This is a genomic window from Mesorhizobium sp. WSM4832 (assembly GCF_055811115.1).
Map to the genome: position 1 here is coordinate 22,903 of NZ_JBVVQH010000007.1, position 15,413 is coordinate 38,315.

Consider the following 15,413-nt stretch of genomic DNA (forward strand, 5'->3'; position numbering starts at 1 on the left):
CCCTACGTCATGGACAGTTCGGCGGCGCTTGCGATCCTGCTCAACGAGAAGGGCATCGATATCGCCCTGGGATTCGCACCGGAGGCGCAATGCAGCTCCGTAAATGCGGCCGAAGTCATCGCCAAGCTGATAGACCGGGGACGCAGCATGGAGGAAGCCGCAAACGACCTTGCCAGCCTCGGCATGCCGGTTACCGCCTTTGACGAAGCGATGGGCATCGCCGCCGGACAGTTGCGCGAATTGACGCGGCATCGCGGCCTGTCGCTGGGCGACCGGGCCTGCCTCGCACTGGCAATTCACGAAAATGCCATCGCCGTAACCGCCGACCGTGACTGGGGCGACCTGGATATCGGCTGCAAGATCGAAGTGATCCGGTAATGCCCGCCCTCGCCTCTCAGATCTCTCCTGCTTCCGATGCCTTCCGCGCCAATGCCGAGCGCATGCGGGCGCTGGTGGCGGACATTTCCGAGAAGGCGGCAAGCGTCGAGCGGGGCGGCTCCGACGAAGCGCGCGAGCGCCACCAAGGGCGAGGCAAGCTGTTGCCACGCGAAAGGTTGGCGCAATTGCTCGACACCGGCTCGCCGTTCCTCGAGGTCGGCCAGTTCGCGGCATGGTCGATGTATGGCGAGGACATTCCCGCGGCCGGCATCATCACCGGCATCGGTCGCGTCGAGGGCGCGGAGGTTATGGTCGTCGTCAACGACGCCACGGTGAAGGGCGGCACCTATTATCCGCTGACTGTGAAAAAGCATCTGCGCGCGCAGGAGATCGCGCTGCAGAACAACCTTCCTTGCGTCTACCTGGTCGACAGCGGCGGCGCCAATCTGCCCAACCAGGACGAGGTGTTTCCTGACCGCGAGCATTTCGGCCGCATCTTCTACAACCAGGCCAACATGTCGGCGGCCGGCATCCCGCAGATCGCCTGCGTCATGGGTTCCTGCACGGCGGGAGGCGCCTATGTGCCGGCGATGTCGGACGAGACGATCATGGTGCGCAACCAGGCGACCATCTTCCTTGGCGGCCCGCCGCTGGTGAAAGCCGCCACCGGCGAGGATGTCAGCGCCGAGGAGCTCGGTGGCGCCGATGTCCACACCAGGCTTTCCGGCGTCGCCGACCACTACGCCATGGATGACGAGCACGCCCTGGCCATTTGCCGGCGTATCGTCAAGAACTTGAATCGGAACAAGGCGGTAAGCCTCAATCTGCAGAAATCTGCACCGCCGCTTCACGATCCGAACGAGCTCTACGGCGTCGTGCCGACGGATTTGCGCCAGCCCTATGACGTGCGCGAGGTGATCGCCCGCCTCGTCGACGGTTCGGAGTTCGACGAGTTCAAGCAGAATTACGGTACGACCTTGGTCACCGGCTTTGCCCATCTGCACGGCATGCCGGTCGGCATCATCGGCAACAATGGCGTCTTGTTCTCCGAAAGCGCGCTGAAGGGCGCGCATTTCATCGAGCTCTGCTGCCAGCGCGGCATTCCGCTGATCTTCCTGCAGAACATCACCGGCTTCATGGTCGGGCGAAAATACGAGGCCGGCGGCATCGCCAAGGACGGCGCCAAGCTGGTGATGGCGGTCGCCACGGCACGCGTGCCGAAGCTCACAGTCATCATCGGCGGCTCGTTCGGCGCCGGCAATTACGGCATGTGCGGCCGCGCCTATTCGCCCCGCTTCCTGTGGATGTGGCCGAACGCGCGCATCTCAGTGATGGGCGGCGAGCAGGCGGCGACCGTGCTCGCCATGGTCAAGCGCGAAGGCATCGAGCGCAAGGGCGGTGCGTGGAGCGCCGACGAGGAAGCGAAATTCAGGAAACCCATCCTGATGAAATACGAGCATGAGGGCCATCCGCTCTATTCCTCGGCAAGGCTATGGGACGACGGCATCATCGATCCGGCCAGGACGCGCGAGGTGCTGGCGCTCAGCCTCTCGGCGGCGCTCAATGCCGGCATCGAGGAAACGAAATTCGGCGTGTTCAGGATGTGACGATGAGCGGCGTCAGTGACAGGATCCGCATTCATACCGGCGACATAACCAAGCTCGCGGTCGACGCCATCGTCAATGCCGCCAATTCCTCGCTGCTCGGTGGCGGCGGCGTCGACGGCGCCATCCATCGTGCGGCCGGCCCGGAACTGGTTGCCGAATGCCGCACGCTTAACGGCTGCAAGACCGGCGACGCCAAGCTGACCAAAGGCTACCGGCTGCCGGCGCGCTATGTCATCCACACGGTCGGGCCGGTCTGGCAGGGCGGCGGCAAGGGCGAAGCCGAGCTGCTTGCCTCCTGCTACCGGCGCTCGCTCGAAATCGCCCGCGCGCATGATTGCCGCACGATCGCCTTCCCGGCGATCTCGACCGGCATCTACCGCTTTCCGAAAGACGAAGCGACCGGGATCGCCGTCGCTGTCGTAAGCGACTTCCTGCGGCAAAATACAGTGCCGGAGGTTATTACCTTCTGCTGTTTCGACGACCAGACGGCCGAGTTCTACCGGCAAGCCGTTGCTGGCATCGGGGGAGGCTGAACTTATGGGCCAAAATCTTGTTCAAGAGACAACCTCGCTCCCGTTAGAGCACTCCCTTGGTAAGGGGGAGGTCCATCACGTTGGAAGAACGCTTGCCCGGAGAAGCTGGCAGGACAGAGGGGGGCGCGAAGGATCGCCGGCGCACGAGGCAAGTTCCGGTTGCGGAGGCTCCATGTTCGGCAAGATCCTGATCGCCAATCGCGGCGAGATCGCCTGCCGCGTCATCCGCACCGCCCGCAAGCTCGGCGTGCGCACGGTGGCCGTCTATTCGGATGCCGATGCCCGCGCCCTGCATGTCGAGATGGCCGACGAGGCGGTGCATATCGGCCCCTCTCCGGTCGGGGAAAGCTATCTGCGCGGCGACAGGATCGTTGCCGCGGCACTCGCAACCGGCGCCGAGGCAATCCATCCCGGCTACGGCTTCCTGTCGGAGAACCCCGACTTCGTCGACCTGGTGACGGCGGCAGGCCTCGTCTTTATCGGCCCATCCGCCGCCTCGATCCGCGCCATGGGATTGAAGGACGCCGCCAAGCGGCTGATGGAAAACGCCGGCGTGCCTGTGGTGCCGGGCTATCACGGCGAGGCGCAGGAGATCGTGCTGCTCGCGTCCAAGGCGCGCGAGATCGGCTATCCGGTGCTGATCAAGGCGCGGGCCGGCGGCGGCGGCAAGGGCATGCGGCGCGTCGACCACCCCGACGATTTCTCGGAAGCGCTGTCAGGGGCACGGCGCGAAGCGAAAGCCGCGTTCGGCGACGACCGCGTGCTGGTGGAAAAATATGTCGACAAGCCGCGGCATATCGAAGTCCAGGTGTTCGGCGACAATTTCGGCAATGCGGTGCATCTCTACGAACGCGATTGCTCGGCGCAGCGCCGCCACCAGAAGGTGATCGAGGAGGCCCCTGCCCCCGGCATGACGCCCGCGCTGCGCAAGGCGATGACGGACGCCGCGGTGACGGCCGCCAAGGCGATCAACTATTGCGGCGCCGGCACGATCGAATTCATCGTCGACGCCTCCCAGGGGCTCAAGGCCGACCGCTTCTGGTTCATGGAAATGAACACGCGGCTGCAGGTCGAGCACCCGGTCACTGAGATGGTCACCGGCGTCGACCTCGTCGAATGGCAGCTTCACGTGGCGTCCGGCGAAAAGCTGCCGAAGACGCAAGATGAAATCACTCTGTCAGGCCACGCCTTCGAGGCGCGCCTCTATGCCGAGGACGCCGCGAAAGGGTTTTTGCCAGCGACCGGCACGCTGCATCATCTCAAATTCGCCGGCGCGGCGCCGGACGACGCTGCTATGCGCATCGAGGCCGGCGTGCGTGCCGGCGATGCGATCTCGCCCTTCTATGATCCGATGATCGCCAAGCTGGTGGTGCACGGCAAGGACCGTGCTGCCGCGCTCGGCGCGCTGCGCGAGACGCTGGCGCGGACGGAAGTGGCCGGCTCGACCGTCAACACCGCCTTCCTGGCGGCGCTCGCGACCGACGCCGATTTCGCGGCAGGCAATGTCGATACCGGGCTGATCGGCAGGCATCAGGAGGCGCTCACAGCCATTCCCGCACCGAGCGATGAGATAATCGCCGCGGCGGCACTGGCCGCGACGGATGCCGGCGCGCCCGGTCCGGCCGCCGATCCGTGGTCCGCGCTTTCAGGGTATGCGCATTTCCACACACTGTCGCGCCGCATCCGGCTGCGCCATGGCGAGGAGAACATCCTGGCGCGGGTTTCGGCGCGGCCGGACGGCCGCTTCCAGGTGGCGCTGGAGGCGCCGCATGACGCGGTGAACACGCACGACCTGAGGACCATGCCGCACACGGCACGCTGGCCCGGTCACGTCACCGTCTTCGAAGGCGCGGTGGGCTACACGTTCACGGTGCCTGATCCGCTGGCCAGGGCGGACGAGGCAGGAGCCGCCTCGGGCAGCCTGCGCGCCCCGATGCCGGGGCTGGTCAAGCTGGTGCGCGCCGCGGCGGGCGATGCCGTGATCAAGGGCCAGCCGCTTTTGATCCTCGAGGCGATGAAGATGGAGCACATGATCGCCGCCCCGCATGACGGGGTGATCGCCGAGATCGCGACAGAAGGCGCGCAGGTCAGCGATGGCACGGTGCTGGTGCGCTTTGTCGAGGACGGGCAGGTCTGAAAGAAAAATGGCCGGGACGAGCCCGGCCATTTCCTCGATTTCAGGACCGATTACTGCTGGATCGGCGCGTATTTGCCGTCATGCCACTGGTTGATGTCGTAGCTGGCGTTCTTCAGGTCGCCCTTCTCGTCGAAGGTGACGTCGCCGACCACGGTGCTGAACGGCTTGCCGTTCTTCAGCGCCTCGGCAACCTTGGCCGGATCATCCGTGCCGGCGCGCTTGACGCCTTCGGCGACCGCCTGGATCACGGCATAGGAAAACAGCGTGAAGCCTTCCGGCGTGAAGCCGCCGGCCTTGATCTTGGCGACCGCATCCTTCGCTTCGGGCTTCGACTGCGGATCCGACGGGAAGACGAACAAGGTGCCTTCACCGGCCGGGCCGGCGACCTGCCAGAATTCCGGCGAGGCGATCGAGTCCGGCATGATCAGCTGGAACTTGACGTTCTGCTCAGCCGCCTGGCGCAGGATCAAGCCGGCCTCCGGATGGTAGCCGCCGAAATAGACGACGTCGGCCTTCAGTTCCTTCAGCTTGGTGACGAGGGCCGAATAGTCCTTCTCGCCGGCATTGATGCCTTCATAGTCGACCTCCTTGAGGCCGCCGGCATTCATGGTCGCCTTCACGGCATCGGCAACGCCCTGGCCGTAGGCGCTCTTGTCGTGCAGAACGACGACGTTCTTGCCGGCGTATTTCTTGGCGATCCACGGGCCGATGAAAGCGCCCTGCGCGTCGTCACGCGTGTAGAGACGCATGATGGTCGGCCAGCCGGATTTGGCGGCGGCGTCGGTCAGCACCGGGTTGGACGAGGCCGGGCTCATCATCAGCGTGCCGGCCTCGGCATAGACGGCCGAGGCCGGAATGCTCGAGCCCGAGCAGGCATGGCCGTCGACGAACTTGACGCCGTTGGCGACGATGCGGTTGGCCACCGAGACAGCCTGCTTCGGGTCGCACTGGTCGTCCTCGATGTCGAGCTTGACCTGGGAGCCGTTGACACCGCCGGCCGCGTTGATGGCGTCGGCGGCGGCCTGCGCGCCCTGCTTGAACTGGTCACCGATGGTGGCGAGCTGGCCGGTCATCGGGCCGACCACCGAAATGGTGATGTCGTCGGCGAAGGCAACCGGGGCACTCAACATCAGGCCAAGTGCGGCCGCGCTCAAAATACCCAATTTTTTCATGACTATAAGAACTCCTCCACTTGCGCGCGGCGACCTGGCCGCGCTTCTTCCACAGAGCCGGGACAATTTCACCCTTCGCTGAAACTGTCGAGAGGACAATGCGGAAGGTTTTGGTTCATTCCGGTGAGGATTTCTTGGGCCACACGCCGCGTGATTACCGTGCGTAATGCAAAAAGCCGCGCCGACCTTGTTTCGGTCAGTCGCGGCTTTTGCAGTCGAGTTTCCTAGACGCCCCCGCGCCTAAAACCCGCTCGCTTCCCTGTTTTTGTAGCGCGACTTTGACCCGTTGGCCTGCCGCGTTCTTGGTTTTTTGAGCCGGCCGTCTTTTCGCGGCCTTGTCCTAATGGACGTCTGAGCGTTGCACGCTCAAGATCAGTGCATCGTCATCCATTCGCGGGCTTCGCGCAGCGCCGTGGCGATCTCAACTTTCGACATGGTGGCCGACAGTTCCGAGCGCAGTTCGGCGGCGCGGGCCGAGCCCTTGATGGCGGCGATGTTGAACCATTTGTGGGCGGCAACGACGTCGGTCTCGCAATCGCGGCCGGTCGCATACATCATGCCCAGTTCGAAAAGAATGTCGGCCTGGGCAGTTGCCCCCATGGCGCCGAAGCCGTCTTCAAGCATTTCAAAACGTGCCATTTCAATCCCCTGTCTGGCTCCCGAGAGCTGCCTCCTTTTCCCTTGGTGTCCCTTGGGGTGGGCCGCTCTTTCGATGCTTTCGAGGATGACGGCTGGCCTTGAATCCGTCGTTAAATGGCGTGCTTAATTTGAGGAAAACAAAGCTAAAACAAGAGGTAAACGCCAAAATTCGTTAAGCATGGGAATCCAGCGTTTGCGCCATTTTGCATCAAATTCGATGAAAATTGCCGAGACCGGAATCAAGACTTCGCTAACCACGGAAACCGAAGCATTTTTCGAACTTCGTTCATTCCGGACAATGGCGAGCGCGAAAATCCATGCGACCTTCCGTGGCGGCACCGCTTTTGTTTTGGCGGGAGCTGGATTAGCTTTACCTTTGCGTAAGGGGCAGGAAGGCGGACCGGAGCCCGCCGCAACCCCATAGGGAGGTGGACAAGATGTTTCGAAAGATGAGCTTGGCCCTGGCGGCCACCTTGATCATGGCGGGCGCTGCATGGGCCGACCCGATCGAAGGCAATTGGAAGACCCAGGCCGGCGACACCGCGGCGATCGGCGGCAGCGATTCTTTCTCGATCACGCTCAAGAGCGGCAAATATGCCGGCAAGACTATCGGCTCACTGAAAGCGGCCGGCGACAACAAGTACGCCGGCAGCATCACCGACCCGGCAAATGACAAGACCTATTCCGGCAAGGCGACGCTGTCGGGCACCTCGCTCAAGATGAGCGGCTGCGTGCTCGGCGGCCTGATCTGCAAAAGCCAGACCTGGCACAAGCTCTGATCGCAATTCCAGACTATCCGAAACGGGGCCCGAGCGGCCCCGTTTTCGTTTGCAGCGGCAGCGCTCCGCCGGGCCATCGGCGTGTGTTGAAGACCTCGTCAATCAATTTGAACCGCAGATGAATACCGGTCTCAGAACCGGTTCAGAGGCATTCCGGCATTTTCTCCCGCATTGAAGGAGAGAGAAATGCTTGCCCGTCGCTTCACCATCGTCTGCCTGCTGATGTGCCTGTTCGGCATGCTCTTCGCCATCCTGGTGGCGGAGGCCGGCCACCCCGCCCGCTCGTGGGAACGGCCGGCGCCTGTGTTCTCGGCTTCATGAACCAATTCAAGCGCTGAAACGACCAAACTGAAAATCGACCAAGCTGGAAACGGGGCACCACCAAAATGAATCGCATCGCCGACAACGCAACCAAGATCCTCCGGCTGCTGCCGCGGGCGATGCTCATCCTGATGCTGCTCGCCGTCCCCGTGCTGGCCGTGCCGATGATGCGCGCCGACACTGGCAACAGGATCGAGGCGCCGCCGCACAGGAACACCAGCCTAGGCTTCGTGTTGCTGATCAGCCTGCAGCGCGGATAACACGGCGCCAGAAAAACGACGACTCGCGCCTCTTCGAGCCCGTCTCCCCCTCCCAAGCGCTCTCCTGAGTCTCTATATTGAGACATGGAAAAGCGAATCTACCCCCAAGCCATCGAATCGGTCGTCATGCCGGAGCCTTTCGGCAAGCAGAGCTTTAACGACGCCAAAAGGGCCGTCGCGGCGCTGCAGACGCTCTACGACCGCAATACCAAATTCCTGCGCGATTCCTTCGCAGCACTTGCCGCCGGCGGCGACGAGAGCAAGCGCTACCGGGCCTTCTATCCGCAGATCGGCGTCACCACGACCTCGTTCAGCCAGGTCGACTCGCGCCAGGCCTATGGCCATATGCCGACGCCTGGGAATTTCGCCACCACCATCACCCAGCCGCAACTGTTCGAGAACTATCTCATCGAGCAGCTTCGCCTCATCATGCGCAATCACGGGGTGACAGTCACGGTGTCGGAATCGACGACGCCGATCCCGCTGCATTTCGCCTTCCTGGAAGGCACCTATGTCGACGGCGCGGCCGCCGAGCGCATCAAGCGGCCGATCCGGGACCTGTTCGATGTGCCGGATCTGGACGGCACCGACGACCAGATCGCCAACGGAACTTTCGAGGTGGCCTTTGGCGAGCCGCGGCCGCTGGCGCCGTTCACCGCGCAGCGCATCGATTATTCGCTGCACCGCATGACGCATTACACGGCGACCAGCCCGCATCACTTCCAGAACTTCGTGCTGTTCACCAACTACCAGTTCTACATCGACGAATTCGTCGCCCGCGCCCGCGAATTGATGGCCAGTGGCGACAGCGGCTATACCGAGTTCGTCGAACCGGGCAATGTCGTGACCGGGAACGGGGCGACGGTTTCCGAAGGCACGCCGCCGCAGCGCTTGCCGCAAATGCCGGCCTATCATTTGAAGAAGCGCGGTCATGGCGGCATCACCATGGTCAATATCGGTGTCGGCCCTTCAAATGCCAAGACGATCACCGACCATATCGCGGTGCTGAGGCCGCACGCCTGGGTGATGCTCGGCCACTGCGCAGGCCTGCGCAACACGCAGGCGCTGGGCGACTATGTGCTGGCGCATGCCTATGTGCGCGAGGACCATGTGCTGGACGACGACCTGCCGGTCTGGGTGCCGATCCCGCCGCTGGCCGAAATCCAGGTGGCGCTGCAGGAAGCAGTCGCCGAAGTCACCGGCCTTTCCGGCTACGACCTGAAGCGCATCATGCGCACCGGCACCGTCGCCACCATCGACAACCGCAACTGGGAACTGCGCGACCAGCGCGGACCAGTGCAGCGGCTGTCGCAGTCGCGCGCCATCGCGCTCGACATGGAATCGGCCACCATCGCCGCCAACGGCTTTCGCTTCCGCGTGCCTTACGGGACGCTGCTTTGCGTCTCCGACAAGCCGCTGCATGGCGAACTGAAGCTGCCCGGCATGGCGACCGAGTTCTATAAGCGGCAGGTGGCGCAGCACCTCACCATCGGCATCAAGGCGATGGAGAAGCTCGCCGAAATGCCGATGGAGCGGCTGCATTCGCGCAAGCTCAGAAGCTTTTCCGAAACGGCATTCCAATAGCGCTTTGGTTTGACGCAATTCCGGACGGAAAACCGTTTAAACTTTTCCTGGAGTTGCTCTCAGGCGCCGGCAAGCGACCGGCGAGGCAATCCGTCGTCTTGCTTGGCCGCAATTTGGCCGATAAGCGATCCGAACGGATAGCCTGGAGCAACTTCAGGAAAAGCGCGAAGCGGTTTTCCGTCCGAAATTGCGTCAGAACAAGGAGACAGGGCATTTCGCCGTCTCCGTGAAACGGGGAAATGTCGGGCGGTCGGAGCAGATGACAACGGGCGGCGCGCGCTTGGGCATGATGGCTCAGCTGACATTCATGGCGATGATGGCATGCTCGGCCGTGCTGCTGGCCGGGTTCTTCGGCGCGCTGCATCCGGCTTTCGATTCCTTCTCGCATTTCCGCATGCATGTGAGCGTGCTGACGGCCTTGCTCGCGCTGTCACTGCTGCTTGCCGCCTTCTACCGGCTGCAGGCGGTCGCGGCATTGGTCTTCGCCATTGGCTGCTTCGCCACGACGATAAACGCGCTGCCCGGATTGTCGCCGCAACAGGCCGTCGCAAAGCCGGCCGACCGGATCGTCTACAGCCTGCTGCAGATGAATTTGCGCTTCAACAACCCGACGCCGAAGAAGGTGCTGTCGCTGATCGGCCGGACCAATCCGGACGTCATCACGCTCGACGAAGTGTCCAGGATGTGGGCGAAAGAGCTCGGCTATATTGCCAGCGCCTACCCCTATCGCATCCTTTGCGACTATCCCAACGGCATATTCGGCGTCGCGCTGCTGTCGCGCCGGCCCTTCGCGGCTGGTACCGCGCCGCGTTGCGAGCCGCGCGGGGCGATGGCGACCGCCACGATCGATTTCGGCGGCATTCCGGTCGACGTCGCCGCAATCCATCTGAGTTGGCCATGGCCGAACGAGCAACATTGGCAGATCGGCGAGTTGGCCGAATCCCTGGCCGGGCTCGGCGAGACCGCGATCATGGCCGGCGACTGCAATGCCGTGCCGTGGAGCGCGGCGGTGCGGCGGGTGGCGCGGCTCAGCGGTATGACGCTCTTGCCGTCGGTCGGCCCGACCTGGATCCACCGCACGCTGCCCGACTTCCTGCGCCGCTATGCAGGCCTGCCGATCGACCAGGTGTTCAGCAAGGGCGGGGTGACGATCCTGGGGGCGGCCCGGCTGGAGGATACCGGCTCCGACCATCTGCCGTTGCTGGTGGAATTCACGCTGCGGTCCGACGTGCTGCCCGAGGACGCGCACAGATCCGCGCTGGCGGCGAACGATGCCCCGGACAGACCGCGAAGCTGAATAGGACGAATGGGCCCCAGCCTTCAGGGCTTCCCTATCAACGCATTGACCAATTGCTCGACATGGCCGCCGTCGCGGTGCTCGCGCGCGTCGAAGGCGTTCTGCCTGGCCTCGTAGTCGGCATAGATCGTGTCGATGCGGCGCCTGGCCTCCCAGCGAAGGCCGGTGCAGAACCAATTGTCCTGCCGCTCGAGCCCGGCAAGCGCCGCGTCGGTCGCTCGCATCATCTGCTTGGCGATGCGGCCATGGGTGTGCTCATGTTGGCGCACGCCTGCCAGGAAACGATCCCAGCGCTTGCGCAGGGCCGGGCCGGACGGCGACGTGCGGCGCGGAAAGGTGTAGGTCAGGTCGATCGTGCCGTCGGCCTGGCGCAGCCGGCAGATGCCGTTGTCGCGCGTCACATCGAGTTTCCAATGCACGGCGTAGCCCGTCTCGGCGATGGCGCGCGTGGCATGGCCGTGCCTTGGCCCCAGGCCGTCCATCGCCTCGATCAGTTCCGCGCCGGTCTTGCCGGCGACGTCGTAGCTGCGCACATGCACGGTCAGCTTGGTGCCGGCGGCAGCGGCCCCGCAAAAGAGCACGCCTGCAGCAGCTAACATCGCCAGGCTGATCCGCCGCATATCCGCCTCCTTGTCCGGAGGCGGAGCAGACCATAATCGGCGCGAGGCTTCAACGGCCTTGGCGGCTCACATGCCCTGGTAGACCGGGCCTTCGCCGGCTTTGTTGGGACGGCGGTCGAGACGGCCCGGCCGGAGCGGCTCACATGCCCTGGTAGACCGGACCTTCGCCGCCTTGTGGCGGCACCCAGTCGATGTTCTGGTTCGGATCCTTGATGTCGCAGGTCTTGCAGTGGACGCAGTTCTGCGCGTTGATGACGAAGCGCACGTCCTTGGCCGACGGATCGGCGGCGGCGTTGCCGTCCTTGTCCACCCACTCATAGACGCCGGCCGGGCAGTAGCGGGTCGAGGGACCGGCGAAGACATCGTGCTCGGAACGCTGCTGCAGCGCCATGTCGCCGACGATCAGATGCACCGGCTCGTTTTCCTCGTGGTTGGTGTTGGAGAGGAACACCGAGGAGAGCCGGTCGAAGGTCAGCACGCCATCCGGCTTCGGATAGGCGATCTTCTCGTGCTTCGCCGCCGGCTCGAGCGTCGCATAGTCCGCCTTGCCGTGCTTCATGGTGCCGAAGGGCGAGAAGCCGAACAACGTGTTCAGCCACATGTCGAGCCCGCCGATGCCGACGCCGACAATGGTGCCGAAGCGCGACCAGAGCGGCTTGACGTTGCGGACCTTCTTCAGGTCCTTGCCGATGTCGGTGCCGCGCCAGGCCTCCTCGTAGGAAGTAAGCTCGTCATTGGCGCGGCCGCCGGCGATCGCCTCGGCCACATGCTCGGCCGCCAGCATGCCGGAGAGCACCGCATTGTGCGAACCCTTGATGCGCGGCACGTTGACGAAGCCGGCAGCACAACCCATCAGCACGCCGCCGGGGAAAGACAGCTTCGGCACGGACTGCCAGCCGCCCTCGGTGATGGCGCGCGCGCCATAGCCGATGCGCTTGGCGCCCTCGAAGGTGCCGGCGATCGCCGGATGCGTCTTGAAGCGCTGGAATTCCTCGAAGGGCGCGAGATAGGGGTTCTTGTAGTTCAGGTGGACGACGAAGCCGACCGCCACCTGGTTGTCCTCGAGATGGTAGAGGAAGGAGCCGCCGCCGGTCTTCATGTCGAGCGGCCAGCCGAAGGAATGCTGCACGAGACCAGGCTTGTGGTTCTCGGGCTTGACCTGCCACAGTTCCTTGAGGCCGATGCCAAACTTGCCCGGCTCGCGGCCGTCGGCAAGCCGGTACTTCGCGATGAGCTGCTTGGCCAACGAGCCGCGCGCGCCCTCGCCGATCAGCACATATTTGCCCATCAGCGCCATGCCGGGCGCGTAAGCCGGGCCGTGCGTGCCGTCCTTCTCGACGCCCATGTCGCCGGTGATGACGCCGGTGACGGCGCCGGCGTCGTTGTAGACGAGGCTTGCCGCGGCAAAGCCCGGATAGATCTCGACGCCCAGCGCCTCGGCCTTGGCCGCCAGCCAGCGGCAGACATTGCCGAGCGAGACGATGTAGTTGCCGTGATTGTTCATCAGCGGCGGCATCAGGAAGTTGGGCAGGCGGAAGGAGCCGGCAGGCCCGAGCACCAGGAAGTGATCGTCGGTGACAGCCGTCTTGAACGGATGGCCCTCTTCCTCGCGCCAGCCCGGCAAAAGGCGATCGATACCGATCGGATCGACGACGGCGCCGGACAGAATGTGGGCGCCAACCTCACCGCCCTTCTCCAGGACGACGACGGAAAGGTCGGGGTTGAGCTGCTTCAGACGGATCGCGGCGGCAAGGCCGGCGGGGCCTGCGCCGACGATCACCACGTCGAATTCCATGCTCTCGCGTTCGATTTCGCTCATCGGCCCCTCACTGGCTCGCCACGTTCTCGCATTCTGCTGGCTCACGCGCTGCATAGCGCATCAATTCGCGACGCGAAACCGGCGCTGACGTGACAACGCCGATTTCGACAAAAAGTCGCGGTTTTCACGCGAAAACGGGCCATGGCTCGACCTGAGCCAAAGCATAGGCCAGCGCCAATCGGTTGGCAGGCCAGGCGTTGCCCGCATGTTTTTAATTGTTCGACGGCTTGGTTATCGGCAATACTTGGCCGCATGCGCAATCCAGAGCCGCCCGGCTTTCCATTGAAGCGCTTGCTCTTCACGCCCGGCTTGGCCTGGCGCACGGTTCTTCCGCTCCTCTTTTTGGCCGCGCCGGCGCAAGCCGATCCGGTGAAAGTCTGGGTGACCGGCGCCTATTCCTTCTCCGACGAGCTGGGCGGCTTCCGCATCACCAGCGCTTCCGGCATCGGCACCAAGGAAGACCCGCTGATCATCAAGGAGGAGCTGAACACGGCGACGCCGGTGACGCTGACCATCCGCGCGACCAAGCCGATCGAACCCTTCGGCAAGGCCGGCCAGGTCGCCAACGGCGTGATGTATATGCGCATCGACGTGCTCAACAATAGCGCCCTGCCCTGGGTGGAGTTCCAGTTCGAGCTGCAGGAAATCCTCGACCAGCCGAGCGTGTTCGGCGATGGCTTTTCCTTCGACCAGCGCAACAAGACGCCCGACAACATCTGGTCGAGCAACTTCGCCGATTTCGAGCGTAAGTTCGAACCTTACGACCAGCTGCTGTTCAGGAACGGCAAGGTCGATCCGCTGAAGACGGCGACCTTCGATTTCCTGATCACCGATTACACGCCGCGCTGGACGTTTTACATCGTGCAGGATCCGCGCATCCCCACCGGGTGAAGTAGGCCCACATTCAGGCGATGCCGGCCTGCAAACGGCGACTTCCTGCGCTTCCGGCCTTCGCCGGCCGAAGCACTCATGAATGGCATGGCAGCTGAACTAAGGCTACGGCCGGCGTAGGCCGGTGCTCACATACGTTAAGTACGCCCCGCTCCGGCTTTGCCGGCCGAAGCCCTCACGAGTGTCTGCGCTCTATGAAGGCTACGGCCGGCGCAGGCCGGTTCTCGGAAGTCATCGTTTTCGGCACGGCCTCCCCAGAATCTCAAGATACCTCGGGCAGACCTGACAACTTGCAAATCGGCGCCGCGCGGACGATGGTGGCGCCATGACTGCCGCCTCCCCCAGCACACCCGCCGAGATCGCCGAACTGCTCGCCTTCTATGCCAGCGCCGGTGTCGACGATGCGCTTGAAGACGCGCCGATCAACCGGTTTGCCGAACCGACGGCAAGGTCCGCCGAGCGCAGGCCTGCCGAGCGGACGCCAGCCGCGCCGCATCGCGAGCCCAGACCCGAGAGCAGCCCGGCGCCTGAACGGGCTCCGGAGCGATCCAAGGCGCCAGAGCCACCGCCATCGAGGCTCGACGCGAGCAATATTCCGGACGCGCCCGCGCGGATGCCGGCGGCCGCGGCCGTTCCCGACGAGGCACAGGCGCTGCTTGCGCGGCAACTGGCGGCAAGTGCCGCGACGCTCGACGAACTGCGCCAGCACATGGCCGCCTTCGACGGCTGCAATCTCAAATTCACCGCCAAGAACCTCGTCTTCGCCGACGGCAACCCCAATGCCGACCTGATGCTGGTCGGCGAAGCCCCGGGCCGCGACGAGGACCTTGAAGGCCTGCCTTTCGTCGGCCGCTCCGGCCGGCTGCTCGACCGCATGCTTGGCGCGATCGGCCTCGACCGCAGCTCGGCCTATATCGCCAACGTCATTCCGTGGCGGCCGCCGGGCAACCGCACGCCGACGCCGCACGAGACCGAGATCTGTCGGCCCTTCATCGAAAGGCAGATCGAACTGGTCAATCCAAAAGTGCTGGTCAATCTCGGCGGACCGTCGGCGAAGACGCTGCTCAACACGACCGAGGGAATCCTCAGGCTGCGTGGCAATTGGCGGGTGCACACGACGGCTTCGGGCATTGCCATTCCGGCGATGCCGACGTTGCATCCGGCTTATCTCTTGCGGACGCCTGCGCACAAGAAGCTGGCCTGGCGGGATTTCCTCGAGGTGAAGGCTAAGCTGAAGGGGTTGGCATGAGCGGCCTTCCCCTTCCCCCTTGTGGGGGAAGGTGGATCGGCGCGCAGCGCCGAGACGGATGAGGGGTGTTCCATCGGAGTGAGGGGTTGGCGTTTCCTGGAACACCCCCCATCCGTCGCCTTCGGCG

The 15,413-nt window shown here is 64.1% G+C and carries 16 protein-coding genes; 12 read left to right on the forward strand and 4 right to left on the reverse strand.

The window, feature by feature from the left end; all coding sequences use genetic code 11:
* The first annotated feature begins 9 nt into the window (after window positions 1–9).
* From AC0L2L_RS11875 to AC0L2L_RS11890, 4 genes are all read left to right on the forward strand, one after another.
* The gene (locus AC0L2L_RS11875; RefSeq protein ID WP_473578514.1) at window positions 10–378 is read left to right on the forward strand and encodes a type II toxin-antitoxin system VapC family toxin; all 369 of its coding nucleotides are present in this window, start codon (window positions 10–12) and stop codon (window positions 376–378) included.
* On the forward strand, window positions 378–1,985 hold the full coding sequence (locus AC0L2L_RS11880) for a carboxyl transferase domain-containing protein (RefSeq protein ID WP_473578516.1): 1,608 nt from the start codon (window positions 378–380) through the stop codon (window positions 1,983–1,985). The genes AC0L2L_RS11875 and AC0L2L_RS11880 overlap by 1 nt, the downstream gene beginning before the upstream one ends.
* A 2-nt stretch (window positions 1,986–1,987) precedes the next feature.
* The gene (locus AC0L2L_RS11885) at window positions 1,988–2,518 is read left to right on the forward strand and encodes an O-acetyl-ADP-ribose deacetylase (RefSeq protein WP_473578518.1); all 531 of its coding nucleotides are present in this window, start codon (window positions 1,988–1,990) and stop codon (window positions 2,516–2,518) included.
* A 172-nt stretch (window positions 2,519–2,690) separates the two neighbouring features.
* Window positions 2,691–4,655: an acetyl/propionyl/methylcrotonyl-CoA carboxylase subunit alpha gene (locus tag AC0L2L_RS11890; RefSeq protein ID WP_473578520.1), complete on the forward strand. Its 1,965-nt coding sequence runs from the start codon at window positions 2,691–2,693 to the stop codon at window positions 4,653–4,655.
* A 50-nt stretch (window positions 4,656–4,705) separates the two neighbouring features.
* Here AC0L2L_RS11890 and AC0L2L_RS11895 read toward each other — a convergent pair whose 3' ends face one another.
* Both AC0L2L_RS11895 and AC0L2L_RS11900 read right to left on the reverse strand, forming a co-directional pair.
* On the reverse strand, window positions 4,706–5,827 hold the full coding sequence (locus tag AC0L2L_RS11895; RefSeq protein ID WP_473578522.1) for an ABC transporter substrate-binding protein: 1,122 nt from the start codon (window positions 5,825–5,827) through the stop codon (window positions 4,706–4,708).
* A gap of 372 nt (window positions 5,828–6,199) precedes the next feature.
* Window positions 6,200–6,466: a sel1 repeat family protein gene (locus AC0L2L_RS11900; RefSeq protein ID WP_027164869.1), complete on the reverse strand. Its 267-nt coding sequence runs from the start codon at window positions 6,464–6,466 to the stop codon at window positions 6,200–6,202.
* Window positions 6,467–6,644: 178 nt separating this feature from the next.
* Between AC0L2L_RS11900 and AC0L2L_RS11905 the strand changes: the two genes are divergently transcribed.
* From AC0L2L_RS11905 to AC0L2L_RS11930, 6 genes are all read left to right on the forward strand, one after another.
* Window positions 6,645–6,890 (forward strand): hypothetical protein, encoded by a 246-nt coding sequence (locus tag AC0L2L_RS11905; RefSeq protein WP_473578523.1) that lies wholly within the window; start codon window positions 6,645–6,647, stop codon window positions 6,888–6,890.
* A gap of 13 nt (window positions 6,891–6,903) precedes the next feature.
* Window positions 6,904–7,245 carry a DUF2147 domain-containing protein gene (locus tag AC0L2L_RS11910; RefSeq protein WP_473578525.1) on the forward strand — a complete coding sequence of 114 codons (342 nt, stop codon included), beginning with the start codon at window positions 6,904–6,906 and terminating at the stop codon, window positions 7,243–7,245.
* A 186-nt stretch (window positions 7,246–7,431) separates the two neighbouring features.
* Window positions 7,432–7,566, forward strand: a complete 135-nt coding sequence (locus tag AC0L2L_RS11915) for a hypothetical protein (RefSeq protein ID WP_473578527.1) — start codon at window positions 7,432–7,434, stop codon at window positions 7,564–7,566.
* Between the two features lie 65 nt (window positions 7,567–7,631).
* On the forward strand, window positions 7,632–7,826 hold the full coding sequence (locus AC0L2L_RS11920; protein WP_473578528.1) for a hypothetical protein: 195 nt from the start codon (window positions 7,632–7,634) through the stop codon (window positions 7,824–7,826).
* A gap of 126 nt (window positions 7,827–7,952) precedes the next feature.
* Complete coding sequence (locus tag AC0L2L_RS11925) at window positions 7,953–9,410, forward strand: AMP nucleosidase (RefSeq protein WP_473578877.1); 1,458 nt, start codon at window positions 7,953–7,955, stop codon at window positions 9,408–9,410.
* A 286-nt stretch (window positions 9,411–9,696) separates the two neighbouring features.
* Entirely contained in the window at window positions 9,697–10,707 is a 1,011-nt protein-coding gene (locus tag AC0L2L_RS11930) for an endonuclease/exonuclease/phosphatase family protein (protein ID WP_473578530.1), read from the forward strand.
* A gap of 23 nt (window positions 10,708–10,730) precedes the next feature.
* On the opposite strand, the gene AC0L2L_RS11935 is transcribed toward AC0L2L_RS11930, so the two are convergent.
* Window positions 10,731–11,327, reverse strand: coding sequence for a DUF922 domain-containing protein (locus AC0L2L_RS11935; RefSeq protein WP_473578532.1), 597 nt, complete (start codon window positions 11,325–11,327; stop codon window positions 10,731–10,733).
* A gap of 139 nt (window positions 11,328–11,466) precedes the next feature.
* Complete coding sequence (locus AC0L2L_RS11940; RefSeq protein WP_473578534.1) at window positions 11,467–13,146, reverse strand: electron transfer flavoprotein-ubiquinone oxidoreductase; 1,680 nt, start codon at window positions 13,144–13,146, stop codon at window positions 11,467–11,469.
* A 252-nt stretch (window positions 13,147–13,398) separates the two neighbouring features.
* Here AC0L2L_RS11940 and AC0L2L_RS11945 point away from each other — a divergent pair, with 252 nt between their 5' ends.
* On the forward strand, window positions 13,399–14,037 hold the full coding sequence (locus AC0L2L_RS11945; RefSeq protein ID WP_473578536.1) for a hypothetical protein: 639 nt from the start codon (window positions 13,399–13,401) through the stop codon (window positions 14,035–14,037).
* A 325-nt stretch (window positions 14,038–14,362) separates the two neighbouring features.
* A complete protein-coding gene (locus AC0L2L_RS11950) occupies window positions 14,363–15,286 on the forward strand; it encodes a uracil-DNA glycosylase (protein WP_473578538.1) in 924 nt (307 codons plus the stop codon).
* The last annotated feature ends 127 nt before the right edge of the window (window positions 15,287–15,413 follow it).